Source organism: Citrobacter sp. FP75 (genome assembly GCF_018342065.1).
GTDB lineage: Bacteria > Pseudomonadota > Gammaproteobacteria > Enterobacterales > Enterobacteriaceae > Citrobacter.
In genome coordinates, this window is the sequence record NZ_JAFDOE010000002.1 from 103,576 (window position 1) to 118,353 (window position 14,778).

12 protein-coding genes, 2 tRNA genes and 1 pseudogene are annotated in these 14,778 nt (G+C 51.6%); 13 read left to right on the forward strand and 2 right to left on the reverse strand.

Translation table 11 applies throughout. From position 1 onward, the window contains the following. Window positions 1-9: 9 nt before the first annotated feature. Window positions 10-1,143 (reverse strand): beta-aspartyl-peptidase, encoded by a 1,134-nt coding sequence (gene iadA, locus JQ822_RS08135; protein ID WP_213133054.1) that lies wholly within the window; start codon window positions 1,141-1,143, stop codon window positions 10-12. Between the two features lie 151 nt (window positions 1,144-1,294). Between iadA and JQ822_RS08140 the strand changes: the two genes are divergently transcribed. From JQ822_RS08140 to JQ822_RS24560, 5 genes and pseudogenes are all read left to right on the forward strand, one after another. Then, entirely contained in the window at window positions 1,295-2,188 is an 894-nt protein-coding gene (locus JQ822_RS08140) for a LysR family transcriptional regulator (protein ID WP_213133055.1), read from the forward strand. 169 nt (window positions 2,189-2,357) lie between these two features. Further along, window positions 2,358-2,690, forward strand: a complete 333-nt coding sequence (gene secG / locus JQ822_RS08145; RefSeq protein WP_003025000.1) for a preprotein translocase subunit SecG — start codon at window positions 2,358-2,360, stop codon at window positions 2,688-2,690. A 13-nt stretch (window positions 2,691-2,703) separates the two neighbouring features. Further along, window positions 2,704-2,790, forward strand: a tRNA-Leu gene (locus tag JQ822_RS08150). A gap of 284 nt (window positions 2,791-3,074) precedes the next feature. Beyond that, window positions 3,075-3,323 (forward strand): CopG family ribbon-helix-helix protein, encoded by a 249-nt coding sequence (locus JQ822_RS08155; RefSeq protein WP_213133534.1) that lies wholly within the window; start codon window positions 3,075-3,077, stop codon window positions 3,321-3,323. Window positions 3,324-3,326: 3 nt separating this feature from the next. Further along, window positions 3,327-3,602 (forward strand): annotated as a pseudogene (locus JQ822_RS24560) (type II toxin-antitoxin system RelE/ParE family toxin). A gap of 77 nt (window positions 3,603-3,679) precedes the next feature. Here the strand turns inward: JQ822_RS24560 and argG are convergent. Further along, the gene (argG, locus tag JQ822_RS08165) at window positions 3,680-5,023 is read right to left on the reverse strand and encodes an argininosuccinate synthase (protein WP_135324180.1); all 1,344 of its coding nucleotides are present in this window, start codon (window positions 5,021-5,023) and stop codon (window positions 3,680-3,682) included. A 345-nt stretch (window positions 5,024-5,368) separates the two neighbouring features. Here argG and JQ822_RS08170 point away from each other — a divergent pair. From JQ822_RS08170 to pnp, 8 genes are all read left to right on the forward strand, one after another. After that, window positions 5,369-5,445 (forward strand) — tRNA-Met (locus tag JQ822_RS08170). 208 nt (window positions 5,446-5,653) lie between these two features. Then, window positions 5,654-6,106 (forward strand): ribosome maturation factor RimP, encoded by a 453-nt coding sequence (gene rimP, locus JQ822_RS08175; protein WP_135911333.1) that lies wholly within the window; start codon window positions 5,654-5,656, stop codon window positions 6,104-6,106. A 28-nt stretch (window positions 6,107-6,134) separates the two neighbouring features. Beyond that, the gene (nusA, locus tag JQ822_RS08180; RefSeq protein ID WP_096755531.1) at window positions 6,135-7,622 is read left to right on the forward strand and encodes a transcription termination factor NusA; all 1,488 of its coding nucleotides are present in this window, start codon (window positions 6,135-6,137) and stop codon (window positions 7,620-7,622) included. A gap of 24 nt (window positions 7,623-7,646) precedes the next feature. Continuing rightward, window positions 7,647-10,343 carry a translation initiation factor IF-2 gene (gene infB / locus JQ822_RS08185; protein ID WP_135324181.1) on the forward strand — a complete coding sequence of 899 codons (2,697 nt, stop codon included), beginning with the start codon at window positions 7,647-7,649 and terminating at the stop codon, window positions 10,341-10,343. A gap of 144 nt (window positions 10,344-10,487) precedes the next feature. After that, complete coding sequence (rbfA, locus tag JQ822_RS08190; RefSeq protein ID WP_213133056.1) at window positions 10,488-10,892, forward strand: 30S ribosome-binding factor RbfA; 405 nt, start codon at window positions 10,488-10,490, stop codon at window positions 10,890-10,892. Then, entirely contained in the window at window positions 10,892-11,836 is a 945-nt protein-coding gene (gene truB, locus JQ822_RS08195; protein ID WP_213133057.1) for a tRNA pseudouridine(55) synthase TruB, read from the forward strand. Before rbfA ends, truB begins: the two co-directional genes overlap by 1 nt. A gap of 273 nt (window positions 11,837-12,109) precedes the next feature. Continuing rightward, the gene (gene rpsO / locus JQ822_RS08200) at window positions 12,110-12,379 is read left to right on the forward strand and encodes a 30S ribosomal protein S15 (RefSeq protein ID WP_096755535.1); all 270 of its coding nucleotides are present in this window, start codon (window positions 12,110-12,112) and stop codon (window positions 12,377-12,379) included. 248 nt (window positions 12,380-12,627) lie between these two features. Beyond that, window positions 12,628-14,760: a polyribonucleotide nucleotidyltransferase gene (pnp, locus tag JQ822_RS08205; protein WP_213133058.1), complete on the forward strand. Its 2,133-nt coding sequence runs from the start codon at window positions 12,628-12,630 to the stop codon at window positions 14,758-14,760. Window positions 14,761-14,778 lie beyond the last annotated feature (18 nt).

Consider the following 14,778-nt stretch of genomic DNA (forward strand, 5'->3'; position numbering starts at 1 on the left):
TTCTCATCCTCACTCAAAATTGCCGTTGACCAGGCACTCACCATCACGCAGTAACGGCTTACCCGCAGCGAACAGATGGGAAAGCGACAGGTCATCATTGAGTACGCAGATATCGGCGCGTTCCCCAGCGCAGAGCGTGCCGCCGGAAATACCCAATGAGCGCGCAACGTTTGCCGTCAACATAGCGATGGCTTGAGATACCGGAATACCGACATCAATCAGGCGAGGAAGCAGATTAAGGTTGCCAGCGACAGGTGCCGCGCTTAAACCTTCAACGATACCCTGGGCGTTAAAGCGCGGCACGCTGCCATTGCCATCAGAGCTTATCGTGATGCGATCGGCTGGGACCTGAGCTTCCAGCGCGTGGAGAATAGCCTCTTCCTGAGGCATGAAACGGCTACCTCCAGACGTCACGTCAATATGACCGCCGCGATGAGCGAAATCGATAGCCTGGTTGAACAGGGCTTCGGTTCTTGCCACATGAGTTGGAGAAATATGATGAATCGGAATACCGGCGTCGCAAAGCGCGAAAATCTGCGACATCCCTTCTGGCAGGTTGCCCAGGTGTACATGCAGCAGCCCTTTTTTCCCTGCCAGCAGCGAGGCCACGCGGATATCGCTGACTATTCTCAACAACTCCTGGAAAGAGGGATATGAACCACGGTGGTCGGCGAGGGCGATTTTAACGCCGAGAATGGCCGGGATAAAGGCTATGTCATCGCGAATAGATTGCGTAATCGTCGGGCTGGGCACTGCATAAGCCCCTGTATGCATAAACGCGCGGACGCCCTCCAGATTCAGCGACTGCATTTTGGCGTACAGGTCTTTGGGCGAGCGAGAGATAGCATCGGTACCCAGCACGCCGACGACCGTGGTAATGCCAGCCTGAATCAGATCGCGCAGTTTTACGGCAGGGGTCCGGCTGGCAAATCCTGCCTCGCCGCCACCGCCGGTAAGATGGACATGCTGGTCGATAATACCCGGGATAACCCATTTACCCCGGCAATCGATGACCTCGTTGACGCCATCGAAGCGTGAAATATCGTTGTCTACCGCCACAATACGATCGGCATGTATGAGCAGGGAGCAGAGGCCTAAATCCTCCGGGGAAAATACACGGGCATTGGTCAGTAAAGTAAACATATCAGTCCTGTCAAACGTCAAGGGGAGGGAGACTCGGCAGGTGAAACAGAATATTGTTGTTATGCGGTCCACACTAAAGCCATTACTATAACTGTGACTATTTCCGATTTGTTATCGGAGGATACGGATATGGAATGGTGGAGAATGAGACGTGGATAGTAAGTGGTTAGACGATTTCCTGGCCTTAAGCCAACATGGGAATTACTCCCAGGCGGCAATACAGCGGCATATTACTCAGCCTGCGCTAAGCCGGCGTATTAAAGCGCTGGAGGAGATGCTAGGCGTTCCGCTATTTGACCGCACCACGACTCCCGTTACGCTGACGCGCTACGGTGAACGGTTTGAACCCTATGCCCGACATGTTCTCAATACGCTGACGGAGGCGCGTCATGAGCTGGCTGCCATGATGCCGACTACGGAGAACACGCTGGTGATGGTCAGTCTGCACACGCTGTCGGTGAATATCCTGCCTGATATGATTAATTACCTACGCCAAAGCGAACCGCAATTAAGCTTTACGGTAAATGCCAGTATCCAGGGGATTGATAATCACTTTAATGCGCTGATAAACCGGAACATTGATTTTCTGGTGACCTACGATTTACCGTCTTCGCAGCCAGGACTGGAGATCGCCGGGGGGCTAAAACGCTCATTGTGGCGATATGAACGGTTCATTCCGGTTATTTCAGCCCAACTGGCAGATAAACTGGATTCTTCTGATGCCCCGATCCCCTGGCTTTGCTATAGCGACTATACCTTTGTCAGACGCATTATTGATCCGCTAGAGCAACATGTTCACCCACGGCTGAAAAAGGTCTTTGAGAGTGGGTTAAGTGAAACGATCCGGGAAATGGTGCTGCGTCATATGGGAATGGCATGGTTGCCCGAGTCGATGGTGGCAGAAGAATTAGTGAATCATGAGATTATCCACTGTTGGCCTGACAATTCAGATCTGATTGGTGAAATCCCGGTTGTTGTTTGGGCAAACCTTGACGATCAGCGACCCGTTATGCAGCGATGCTGGGATAAATTGCTGCGTTTTTGATTGATGTGGCGATTTTTTCTTCAGTTGATACAATACACTTAAATTGCCCTTGCGAAGGTTATTCGCTTTGGTTAGTATTCACACCCGCTTCAGTGGGAAACAGTAAAACATTCCCGCTTTAATGGTCGAAGCATTGGTACGCGGCAACTCCGCAAGGAACAGGTTGATTATGCACGAAGCTCTTTTAGTAGTTTTCCTTATTGTGGCAATTGGCCTTGTGGGCTTGATCATGCTGCAGCAAGGCAAAGGCGCTGATATGGGAGCCTCTTTTGGCGCAGGCGCTTCTGGTACACTGTTTGGTTCAAGTGGTTCTGGTAACTTCATGACCCGAATGACAGCTGTATTGGGAACCTTGTTCTTCATTATCAGTCTGGTGCTGGGTAACATGAACAGTAATAAGACCAATAAAGGAAGTGAGTGGGAAAATCTGAGTGCACCGGCGAAAACCGAGCAAACTCAGCCAGCTGCTCCGGCTCAGCCGACCAGCGATATCCCGCGCTAATAGTAGTATCTGTGCTGAGGTGGTGGAATTGGTAGACACGCTACCTTGAGGTGGTAGTGCCCTAACGGGCTTGTGGGTTCGAGTCCCATCCTCAGTACCAATATTCTAAAAAATGGACGCCAACTGGCGTCCATTTTTGTATCTGCAATCTGCATAATTGCTGGCTTCCCTGGCTTCCCTGGCTTCCGGCGTGCTCTATAACTGCGACGAAATCTTGCGAGCAGCCTTCCTGATTTCTCTTCTTAATCTTTCTTCTTTCTGAATCCATCGCATAATGCACCCGACAAACTCAGCGGAAGTGCTGGTTTGATGAGATGTTTTATTCATTGCCATTCTGCTAATATTAATAGGAGTTATTAAGTGTTATTAAGCGAGGTGATTCCTGTGGGCCCTTCTACTAAACAAACTATCAGCGCTCAGATCCCTGTTGAACTGGCACTTGCTGTTGAGAATTTGGCTATAGAGTTGGATCGTTCAAAAAGCTGGATCATAAAAGAAGCGTTGCTTTCCATGCTGGCCGAAAGAGAGCGGAGACATCAAAGCGTACTGGCGGGTCTTGCCGACGTAGACGCGGGGCGTGTGGTGAATCATTCAGATATGATGGACTTCGCTGATCGCTTAAAGAAAGTCTGATAGATGAATATTTACTGGACGCATAAAGCTCAGGATGATCTGGAGCGTATCTATCGTTTTGCCCTTCAGTACAGCCGACGACATGCCGATGATGTTTTAGACCGCCTGATAGTCGGGTGCGCAGGGCTGAGTGCACATCCTGCAATTGGCATACAGCAATCGCGATACGAACCTTGAGAGGTTCGAAAGATTTTGTTCGACGGCTACGAGATCCATTATGAAGTCAAAAATAATGACATTTTTATCGTAGACCTCTGGCATGTGAAAGAAGAGCGATGATAGGTTTGTATCAATTCAGGACGGGTCACCGCGTATAAAAAAGCCGCTTGCGCGGCTTTTGTCATTTCTGTTGGCGATTACTTCGCTTTGTTTTCCAGATTCTCTACCTGCGGCAGACCGGTTGCGGAAGAGGCGGTCAGCAGACCAGACTGCGCGTAGCCGAACAGCTTCTCACGGGTATCGGTAATATCCAGGTTACGCATGGTCAACTGACCGATACGGTCGTCCGGTGAGAAGACGGAATCACCTTTCTCCATGGTCAGCCGTTCTGGCTTGTAGGTCAGGTTGTCGGAGACGGTATTCATAATGGAATAGTCGTTCCCGCGACGCAGCTCCAGCGTCACTTCGCCGGTAATCTGGCTCGCCACCCAGCGTTGCAGGCCATCACGCAGCATCAGTGCCTGAGAGTCGAACCAGCGGCCCTGATACAGCAGACGACCCAGTTGACGGCCATGAGCGTGATACTGCTCGATGGTGTCTTCGTTGTGAATACCGGTCAGTAGACGCTCGTAGGCGATGTGCAGCAGTGCCATCCCCGGGGCTTCGTAAATGCCACGGCTTTTCGCCTCGATAATACGGTTTTCAATCTGATCGCTCATACCCAAGCCATGACGACCGCCAATGCGGTTGGCTTCCATCATCATCTCAACATCATCGCTGAAGGTCTTGCCGTTCAGCGCAACCGGATGGCCCTGCTCAAAACGGACGGTCACTTCTTCCGCCGGGATCTTCACGCTCTCATCCCAGAACTTGACGCCCATAATCGGGTTCACAATCTTGAGGCTGGAGTTGAGGAATTCCAGATCTTTTGCTTCGTGCGTTGCCCCGAGCATATTGGAGTCGGTGGAATACGCTTTTTCGACAGACATTTTGTAGTCAAAGCCGCAGGCGATCATAAATTCAGACATCTCGTGGCGACCGCCGAGTTCGTCGATGAAGTCCGTGTCCAGCCACGGTTTGTAAATCTGTAGTTCGGCGTTGGTCAGCAAACCGTAACGATAGAAACGCTCGATATCGTTACCTTTATAGGTGCTGCCGTCCCCCCAGATATTGACGCCGTCTTCTTTCATGGCGGCTACCAACATAGTGCCGGTCACTGCACGGCCCAGCGGCGTGGTATTGAAGTAGGTCAGTCCGCCGGTGGTGTTATGGAACGCACCACATTGAATCGCTGCGATCCCTTCGGCAACCAGTTGCTTGCGGCAATCAACCAGGCGAGCGTTCTCAGCACCATATTCCATTGCACGGCGAGGGATGGCGTCATAGTCATCCTCATCCGGCTGGCCCAAATTCGCAGTATATGCATATGGGACAGCCCCTTTTTGTCGCATCCACAGCAGTGCAGCGCTGGTGTCCAGGCCGCCGGAAAAAGCGATACCAATACGTTGACCTACCGGGAGATGCTTGAGAATCGTCGTCATAAAATAAAACCCTGCTTGATAGACTGGTGAAGAGGTCGGTTTTTTATGTTAAGTGCATTTTTATGCAAAATAAATGAGTTTTCATTTAATCACCTTTTAGCGGTGACAGGAAGAGTTTAGTGATAATTTCGTTAAATAACGGCAGTGAAGGCAGATTTATCTTTGCTGTACCTCGCTAAATTTGCGTAGGTCGGCATTCATTCATTTGCATACTAGTAACAAGGTTGACATAAGGCATAGATAATCAATATACTGTGCGCAGATTTTACGTCCCGTCCTCGGTACCAAATCCCAGCAGTATTTGCATTTTTTACCCAAAGCGAGTAAAATTTGCCACGTTTCAGGCGCGGGGTGGAGCAGCCTGGTAGCTCGTCGGGCTCATAACCCGAAGGTCGTCGGTTCAAATCCGGCCCCCGCAACCACTTTCCCTTAGAGTTCTTTTTCAAATATACTGTGAAGACTTAGGCCTTCGTAGCTGGATTTGAAAAAAAATTCTTTCGGAAGGTTCTCCGAACCGCAGGTGCGGTTATAGGGTTCAGTTATCTAAAGCCCCGATTTATCGGGGTTTTTTGTTATCTGATTACAGAATAACTGGGCTTTAGGCCCTTTTTTTATGTCTTGGGGGTGGGCTTGTCCACATTAGAGCAAAAATTAACAGAGATGATTAAAGCACCAGTTGAAGCCTTGGGGTACGAGCTGGTCGGCATCGAATTTATTCGTGGTCGCACATCCACACTGCGCATCTATATTGATAGTGAAGATGGCATCAATGTTGATGATTGTGCTGATGTGAGCCACCAGGTTAGCGCCGTGATGGACGTTGAAGATCCCATTACCGTTGCTTATAACCTGGAAGTCTCCTCACCGGGTCTCGACCGTCCTATGTTCACGGCTGAACACTACGTGCGTTTCCTGGGTGAAGAAGTCACGCTGGTTCTTCGTATGGCGGTACAAAATCGCCGTAAATGGCAGGGCGTTATCAAAGCGGTGGATGGTGAGATGATCACTGTCACAGTCGACGGTAAAGATGAAGTGTTCGCGCTGAGTAATATCCAGAAGGCGAACCTGGTTCCCCACTTTTAACAGTCTGGATTGAGGTGAAAAGCCCGCGATGAACAAAGAAATTTTGGCTGTTGTTGAAGCCGTATCCAATGAAAAATCGCTGCCACGCGAGAAAATTTTTGAAGCGCTGGAAAGTGCGCTGGCTACAGCAACAAAGAAAAAATACGAACAAGAGATCGACGTTCGCGTAGAGATCGATCGTAAAAGCGGTGATTTCGACACTTTCCGCCGTTGGGTAATTGTGGAAGAAGTCACTCAGCCAACCAAAGAAATCACTCTGGAAGCTGCACGTTACGAAGACGAAAGTCTGAACGTGGGTGAGTACGTTGAAGATCAGATTGAATCAGTCACCTTTGACCGTATCACCACCCAGACTGCGAAACAGGTTATCGTACAGAAAGTACGTGAAGCTGAACGTGCGATGGTTGTTGATCAATTCCGCGAGCACGAAGGTGAGATCGTCACCGGTGTGGTGAAGAAAGTTAACCGCGACAATATTGCTCTGGACCTCGGCAGCAATGCTGAAGCCGTGATCCTGCGTGAAGACATGCTGCCGCGTGAAAACTTCCGTCCGGGTGACCGTATTCGTGGTGTTCTGTACTCCGTTCGCCCGGAAGCGCGCGGCGCGCAACTGTTTGTGACGCGTTCCAAGCCGGAAATGCTGATTGAACTGTTCCGCATCGAAGTGCCAGAAATTGGCGAAGAAGTGATTGAAATTAAAGCGGCGGCTCGCGATCCGGGTTCTCGTGCAAAAATCGCGGTGAAAACCAACGATAAGCGTATCGATCCGGTTGGTGCTTGCGTGGGTATGCGCGGTGCGCGTGTTCAGGCGGTTTCTACCGAGCTGGGCGGCGAACGTATCGATATCGTCCTGTGGGATGATAACCCGGCACAGTTCGTGATCAACGCGATGGCTCCGGCTGATGTGGCATCTATTGTGGTTGACGAAGACAAACACACCATGGATATCGCGGTTGAAGCCGGTAACCTGGCTCAGGCGATTGGACGTAATGGTCAGAACGTCCGCCTGGCGTCACAACTGAGCGGTTGGGAACTCAACGTCATGACCGTTGATGACCTGCAGGCTAAGCATCAGGCTGAAGCGCATGCCGCCATTGACACCTTCACCAAATATCTCGATATCGATGAAGATTTCGCGACTGTTCTGGTAGAAGAAGGTTTTGCTACGCTGGAAGAGTTGGCCTATGTGCCAATGAAAGAGCTTCTGGCAATTGACGGTCTTGATGAAGCAACCGTTGAAGCGCTGCGCGAGCGTGCTAAAAACGCACTGACCACTCTGGCACTGGCCCAGGAAGAAAGCCTCGGTGATAACAAACCGGCTGACGATCTGCTGAATCTGGAAGGATTAGATCGTGATATGGCCTTCAAACTGGCTGCCCGTGGTGTTTGTACGCTGGAAGATCTCGCTGAACAGGGCATTGATGATCTGGCTGATATCGAAGGGTTGACCGACGAAAAAGCCGGTGAGCTGATTATGGCTGCCCGTAATATTTGCTGGTTCGGCGACGAAGCGTAATAAACTGTAGCAGGAAGGAACAGTATGACAGATGTAACCGTAAAAACGCTGGCTGCAGAGATACAGACCTCCGTGGATCGCCTGGTACAGCAATTTGCTGATGCAGGTATCCCAAAGTCTGCTGACGACTCTGTGTCCGCACAAGAGAAACAAACCTTACTGGCGCACCTGAACCGTGAAAACGGCTCTGCCCCGGATAAGTTGACATTGCAGCGTAAAACGCGCAGTACTCTCAATATTCCAGGTACCGGTGGAAAAAGCAAATCGGTACAAATCGAAGTCCGCAAGACACGCACCTTTGTGAAACGCGATCCGCAAGAGGCAGAACGCCTTGCCGCGGAAGAGCAGGCGCAGCGTGAAGCGGAAGAGCAAGCCCGTCGTGAGGCAGAAGAAACTGCTAAACGCGAGGCGCAACAAAAAGCCGAACGTGAGGCCGCAGAACAAGCTAAACGTGAAGCCGCTGATAAAGCGAAACGTGAAGCTGCGGAAAAAGACAAAGTGAGCAATCAACAGACCGACGATATGACTAAAACCGCCCAGGCCGAAAAAGCCCGCCGTGAAAATGAAGCCGCAGAACTGAAGCGTAAAGCGGAAGAAGAAGCGCGTCGCAAGCTTGAAGAAGAAGCTCGCCGTGTGGCTGAAGAAGCCCGTCGTATGGCGGAAGAAAATGCCGGTGTTTGGGCAGAGCAAGAGAAAGCGAAAGGTGAAGAAGATAAGAGCGATTATCACGTCACCACTTCTCAGCATGCTCGCCAGGCAGAAGACGAAAACGATCGTGAAGTAGAAGGCGGCCGTGGCCGTACTCGCACCACGAAAGCAGCGCGTCCGGCGAAGAAAGGTAACAAGCACGCTGAATCTAAAGCTGACCGTGAAGAAGCGCGTGCAGCGGTTCGCGGCGGCAAAGGCGGCAAGCAGCGTAAAGGTTCTTCTCTGCAGCAGGGCTTCCAGAAGCCGGCTCAGGCCGTTAACCGTGACGTTGTGATTGGTGAAACCATCACCGTTGGCGAACTGGCGAACAAGATGGCGGTTAAAGGTTCTCAGGTCATCAAAGCGATGATGAAGCTGGGCGCAATGGCCACCATCAACCAGGTTATCGATCAGGAAACCGCACAGCTGGTTGCCGAAGAGATGGGCCACAAAGTTATCCTGCGTCGTGAAAACGAGCTGGAAGAAGCGGTAATGAGCGACCGTGATACGGGTGCTGCGGCTGAAGCTCGTGCACCGGTCGTGACCATCATGGGTCACGTTGACCACGGTAAAACCTCTCTGCTGGACTACATTCGTTCAACGAAAGTGGCCTCTGGCGAAGCGGGTGGCATTACTCAGCACATTGGTGCATACCACGTTGAAACTGACAACGGTATGATCACCTTCCTGGATACCCCAGGTCACGCCGCGTTTACCTCTATGCGTGCTCGTGGTGCTCAGGCAACGGATATCGTTGTTCTGGTTGTTGCAGCAGATGACGGCGTGATGCCGCAGACCATTGAAGCTATCCAGCACGCGAAAGCGGCGCAGGTGCCTCTGGTTGTTGCAGTGAACAAAATTGATAAACCAGAAGCCGATCTGGATCGCGTGAAGAACGAACTATCCCAGTACGGTGTTATGCCGGAAGAGTGGGGCGGCGAATCTCAGTTCATCCCAGTGTCTGCGAAAGCAGGTACCGGTATTGATGACCTGCTGAACGCTATCCTGCTGCAGGCTGAAGTTCTGGAACTGAAAGCGGTACGTAAAGGTATGGCGAGCGGTGCCGTTATCGAATCCTTCCTGGATAAAGGTCGTGGTCCGGTTGCAACGGTTCTGGTTCGTGAAGGTACGCTGAACAAAGGCGATATCGTGCTGTGTGGCTTCGAATATGGCCGTGTTCGTGCAATGCGTAACGAACTGGGTCAGGAAGTCCTGGAAGCAGGTCCGTCCATTCCGGTGGAAATCCTGGGTCTGTCCGGTGTTCCGGCTGCCGGTGATGAAGTTACCGTCGTACGTGACGAGAAGAAAGCGCGTGAAGTTGCACTGTACCGTCAGGGCAAATTCCGTGAAGTTAAACTGGCTCGCCAGCAGAAATCTAAACTCGAGAACATGTTCGCGAACATGACCGAAGGCGAAGTTCACGAAGTGAACGTCGTCCTGAAAGCTGACGTTCAGGGTTCTGTCGAAGCGATCTCCGACTCCTTGCTGAAACTGTCTACCGACGAAGTTAAAGTGAAGATCATCGGTTCTGGTGTAGGTGGTATCACCGAAACCGACGCCACGCTGGCTGCAGCGTCCAACGCGATTCTGGTTGGCTTCAACGTACGTGCTGATGCCTCTGCGCGTAAAGTGATTGAATCTGAAAGCCTGGATCTGCGTTACTACTCCGTCATCTATCACCTGATTGACGAAGTGAAAGCAGCGATGAGCGGCATGCTGTCTCCGGAACTGAAACAGCAGATCATCGGTCTGGCTGAAGTGCGTGACGTGTTCAAATCACCGAAATTTGGCGCCATCGCAGGTTGTATGGTTACCGAAGGTACGATTAAACGTCACAACCCAATCCGCGTTCTGCGTGACAACGTGGTTATCTATGAAGGCGAACTGGAATCCCTGCGCCGCTTCAAAGATGACGTTAACGAAGTCCGTAACGGCATGGAATGTGGTATCGGCGTTAAGAACTACAACGACGTTCGCGTTGGCGATATGATCGAAGTGTTCGAAATCATCGAGATCAAACGCACCATCGCATAATCTTCGTCGTCTTTTGGGCTGTGTTGGTTGCCCAATTTATAGAAGATTATTTGAGGTAGGCCGGGTAAGCGAAGCGCCACCCGGCAATGAAATTTAAAAAGGGGCTTATGGCCCCTTTTTTGTCTTTATTCTGGAGAATTTATTATGGCGAAAGAATTTGGTCGCCCGCAGCGCGTGGCCCAGGAGATGCAAAAAGAGATCGCACTCATCCTGCAACGCGAAATCAAAGATCCACGTGTCGGTATGATGACTACCGTGTCCGGCGTTGAGATGTCTCGTGACCTGGCGTATGCCAAAGTGTTCGTGACCTTCCTGAACGACAAGGACGAAGCTGCCGTGAAGAACGGTATTAAAGCTTTGCAAGAAGCCTCTGGGTTTATCCGCTCGTTGCTGGGTAAAGCCATGCGCCTGCGTATCGTGCCGGAACTGACCTTCTTCTACGACAACTCGTTGGTCGAAGGGATGCGCATGTCTAACCTGGTGACCAGCGTGGTGAAACACGACGATGAACGTCGTGTGAATCCTGCGGACGACAGCAAGGAGGACTAATGAGTCGTCCTCGTCGTCGTGGTCGCGATATTCATGGTGTGCTGCTGCTGGATAAACCGCAGGGCATGTCCAGCAATGACGTACTGCAAAAAGTAAAGCGTCTCTACAATGCCAACCGTGCCGGTCATACCGGCGCGCTGGATCCGTTGGCGACAGGCATGCTGCCTATTTGCCTTGGGGAAGCGACAAAATTTTCGCAATATCTGCTGGACTCTGACAAACGCTATCGCGTGGTGGCACGCCTCGGGCAGCGTACTGACACCTCCGATGCCGATGGGCAAATTGTGCAGGAGCGTCCGGTGACGTTTACCCCGGAACAGCTCGCCAGCGCGCTGGAGACTTTTCGCGGTGATATCGAACAAATCCCGTCGATGTATTCAGCGCTGAAGTATCAGGGTAAGAAGCTGTACGAGTATGCGCGTCAGGGTATTGACGTTCCGCGTGAAGCCAGACCGATTACCGTTTACGAACTGCTGTTTATCCGTCACGAAGGTAACGAACTGGAGCTGGAAGTTCATTGCTCCAAAGGAACGTACATTCGCACGATTATTGACGATCTGGGCGAGAAGCTCGGATGCGGCGCGCATGTGACGTACCTGCGCCGTCTGACGGTCAGCAAATATCCGGTGGATCGTATGGTTACGCTGGAGCATTTGCACAGTCTGGTTGAACAAGCCGAACAGCAGGGCATTCCGGCGGCGCAGCTGCTTGATCCGCTGCTGATGCCAATGGACAGTCCGGCATCGGACTATCCGGTGGTTAATCTGCCTTTAACGTCATCGGTTTACTTTAAAAATGGTAATCCGGTGCGCACGTCGGGCGTACCGCTGGAAGGGCTGGTTCGCGTGACGGAAGGCGATGATGGAAAATTTATCGGCATGGGTGAGATTGACGATGAAGGTCGTGTCGCCCCCCGTCGACTGGTGGTTGAGTATCCTGCATAGCGCTCTCTGTCTTGCGATAAGCAGGCGCTGCGAGTAGAATACTGCCGCTTAACGTCGCGTAAATTGTTTAACAATCTGCGCGGCGTGTACACAAAACCATTCGAGCTGCATCAAGGCGGCCAGTCTGAGAATCCTCAGGAGCTTACTCAAGTAAGTAACTGAGGTGAGAAGACGCAGCCAACGCAGAGATAGCTTGAAGGATGAAGTGTATACACTGGGATTGCTGAATTAGAGATCGGCATCCTTTCATTCTTAACACTTTGGAGTTTTAAAATGTCTCTAAGTACTGAAGCTACAGCTAAAATTGTTTCTGAGTTTGGTCGTGATGCAAACGACACCGGTTCTACCGATGTTCAGGTTGCTCTGTTGACTGCACAGATTAACCACCTGCAGGGTCACTTCTCTGAACACAAAAAAGATCACCACAGCCGTCGTGGTCTGCTGCGTATGGTTTCTCAGCGTCGTAAACTGCTCGACTATCTGAAGCGTAAAGATGTTGCACGCTACACCGCGCTGATCGAGCGTCTGGGCCTGCGTCGCTAAGTCTTTCGAGTTTCAGAAAGAGGGGGCCTTCATGGCCCCTTTTTTCCAGCAGATGGCAGCAATCCGCTGGAAACTAATGTATTGTTGCTATGAATGATCTTCCGTTGCAGAGGTTCGCGCGGCTAATGAGAGGCTTTACCCAATACGCATGGGTTAGGGTTGTCATTAGTCGCGAGGATGCGCAGAAGATCGGGTATTAACGATGGCGTATAACAATACGCCGTTAAAAAAAGAGAAAGGATATTATTTTGCTTAATCCGATCGTTCGTAAATTCCAGTACGGCCAACATACCGTAACGCTGGAAACCGGCATGATGGCACGTCAGGCAACTGCTGCTGTTATGGTTAGCATGGATGACACCGCGGTATTTGTTACCGTTGTGGGTCAGAAAAAAACCAAGCCGGGCCAGGATTTCTTCCCGCTGACTGTTAACTATCAGGAGCGTACCTACGCTGCTGGCCGTATCCCGGGTAGCTTCTTCCGTCGTGAAGGCCGTCCGAGTGAAGGCGAAACCCTGATCGCGCGTCTGATTGACCGCCCGGTTCGTCCGCTGTTCCCGGAAGGTTTCATTAACGAAGTTCAGGTTATTGCCACCGTTGTTTCCGTTAACCCACAGGTTAACCCGGATATCGTGGCAATGATCGGCGCATCCGCTGCGCTGTCCCTGTCTGGCCTGCCGTTCAACGGCCCGATCGGTTCTGCCCGTGTTGGTTATATCAATGACCAGTACGTACTGAACCCGACTCAGGACGAACTGAAAGAAAGTAAACTGGACCTGGTTGTTGCCGGTACTGAAGCTGCTGTACTGATGGTTGAATCCGAAGCTGAACTGCTGAGCGAAGACCAGATGCTGGGCGCTGTCGTATTCGGTCACGAACAGCAGCAGATTGTTATTAAAGAAATCAACGAGCTGGTAAAAGTTGCTGGCAAACCGCGTTGGGACTGGCAGCCAGAAGCCGTCAACGAAGCGCTGAATGCGCGCGTTGCTGCACTGGCAGAATCTCGTCTGAGCGATGCTTACCGCATCACCGACAAGCAAGAGCGTTATGCTCAGGTTGACGTGATCAAATCTGAAACCATCGCTCAGCTTATTGCAGAAGACGAAACCCTGGACGCTAACGAACTGGGTGAAATCCTGCACGCTATAGAGAAAAACGTCGTTCGTAGCCGCGTACTGGCAGGCGAGCCGCGCATCGATGGCCGCGAAAAAGACATGATCCGTGGTCTGGACGTGCGTACTGGCGTGCTGCCGCGTACTCACGGTTCCGCACTGTTCACCCGTGGCGAAACTCAGGCGCTGGTCACTGCGACTCTGGGCACCACCCGTGATGCACAGAACCTCGACGAACTGATGGGCGAGCGTACTGACAACTTCCTGTTCCACTATAACTTCCCTCCGTACTGCGTAGGCGAAACCGGTATGGTCGGTTCTCCGAAGCGTCGTGAGATTGGTCACGGCCGTCTGGCGAAACGCGGCGTGCTGGCAGTGATGCCGGAACTGGATAAATTCCCGTACACCGTACGTGTTGTGTCTGAAATCACCGAATCCAACGGTTCTTCCTCCATGGCTTCCGTGTGTGGTGCTTCTCTGGCGCTGATGGACGCAGGCGTGCCTATCAAAGCCGCTGTTGCGGGTATCGCGATGGGTCTGGTGAAAGAAGGCGATAACTTTGTGGTTCTGTCTGACATTCTGGGTGACGAAGATCACCTGGGCGACATGGACTTTAAAGTGGCCGGTTCCCGCGATGGTATCTCTGCGCTGCAGATGGATATCAAAATCGAAGGTATCACCAAAGAGATCATGCAGGTTGCTCTGAACCAGGCTAAAGGCGCGCGTCTGCACATCCTGGGCGTGATGGAACAGGCGATTAACGCGCCGCGCGGCGACATTTCTCAGTTCGCTCCGCGTATCCACACCATTAAGATCAGCCCGGACAAGATCAAAGACGTTATCGGTAAAGGCGGTTCTGTTATCCGTGCTCTGACCGAAGAAACCGGCACCACCATCGAAATCGAAGATGATGGTACTGTGAAGATCGCTGCGACCGACGGTGAAAAAGCAAAATATGCTATCCGTCGTATCGAAGAGATTACTGCAGAAATCGAAGTTGGCCGTATCTACAACGGTAAAGTGACCCGTATCGTTGACTTTGGCGCATTCGTTGCCATCGGTGGCGGTAAAGAAGGTCTGGTTCATATCTCTCAGATCGCTGACAAGCGCGTAGAGAAAGTGACTGATTACCTGCAGATGGGTCAGGAAGTACCGGTTAAAGTTCTGGAAGTTGATCGCCAGGGCCGTGTACGTCTGAGCATCAAAGAAGCAACTGAGCAGTCTCAGCCAGCAGCTACGCCGGAAGCACCGGTTAGCCTCGGCGAGTAAGGTTGCCATTGCCCTCCG

Excerpts from the sequence above, each read along its gene's own strand:
- iadA (WP_213133054.1), bottom strand. The coding sequence starts at position 1,143 with ATGTTTACTTTACTGACCAATGCCCGTGTATTTTCCCCGGAGGATTTA.
- secG (WP_003025000.1), top strand. The coding sequence starts at position 2,358 with ATGCACGAAGCTCTTTTAGTAGTTTTCCTTATTGTGGCAATTGGCCTT.
- argG (WP_135324180.1), bottom strand. The coding sequence starts at position 5,023 with ATGACGACGATTCTCAAGCATCTCCCGGTAGGTCAACGTATTGGTATC.
- nusA (WP_096755531.1), top strand. The coding sequence starts at position 6,135 with ATGAACAAAGAAATTTTGGCTGTTGTTGAAGCCGTATCCAATGAAAAA.
- infB (WP_135324181.1), top strand. The coding sequence starts at position 7,647 with ATGACAGATGTAACCGTAAAAACGCTGGCTGCAGAGATACAGACCTCC.
- rbfA (WP_213133056.1), top strand. The coding sequence starts at position 10,488 with ATGGCGAAAGAATTTGGTCGCCCGCAGCGCGTGGCCCAGGAGATGCAA.
- truB (WP_213133057.1), top strand. The coding sequence starts at position 10,892 with ATGAGTCGTCCTCGTCGTCGTGGTCGCGATATTCATGGTGTGCTGCTG.
- rpsO (WP_096755535.1), top strand. The coding sequence starts at position 12,110 with ATGTCTCTAAGTACTGAAGCTACAGCTAAAATTGTTTCTGAGTTTGGT.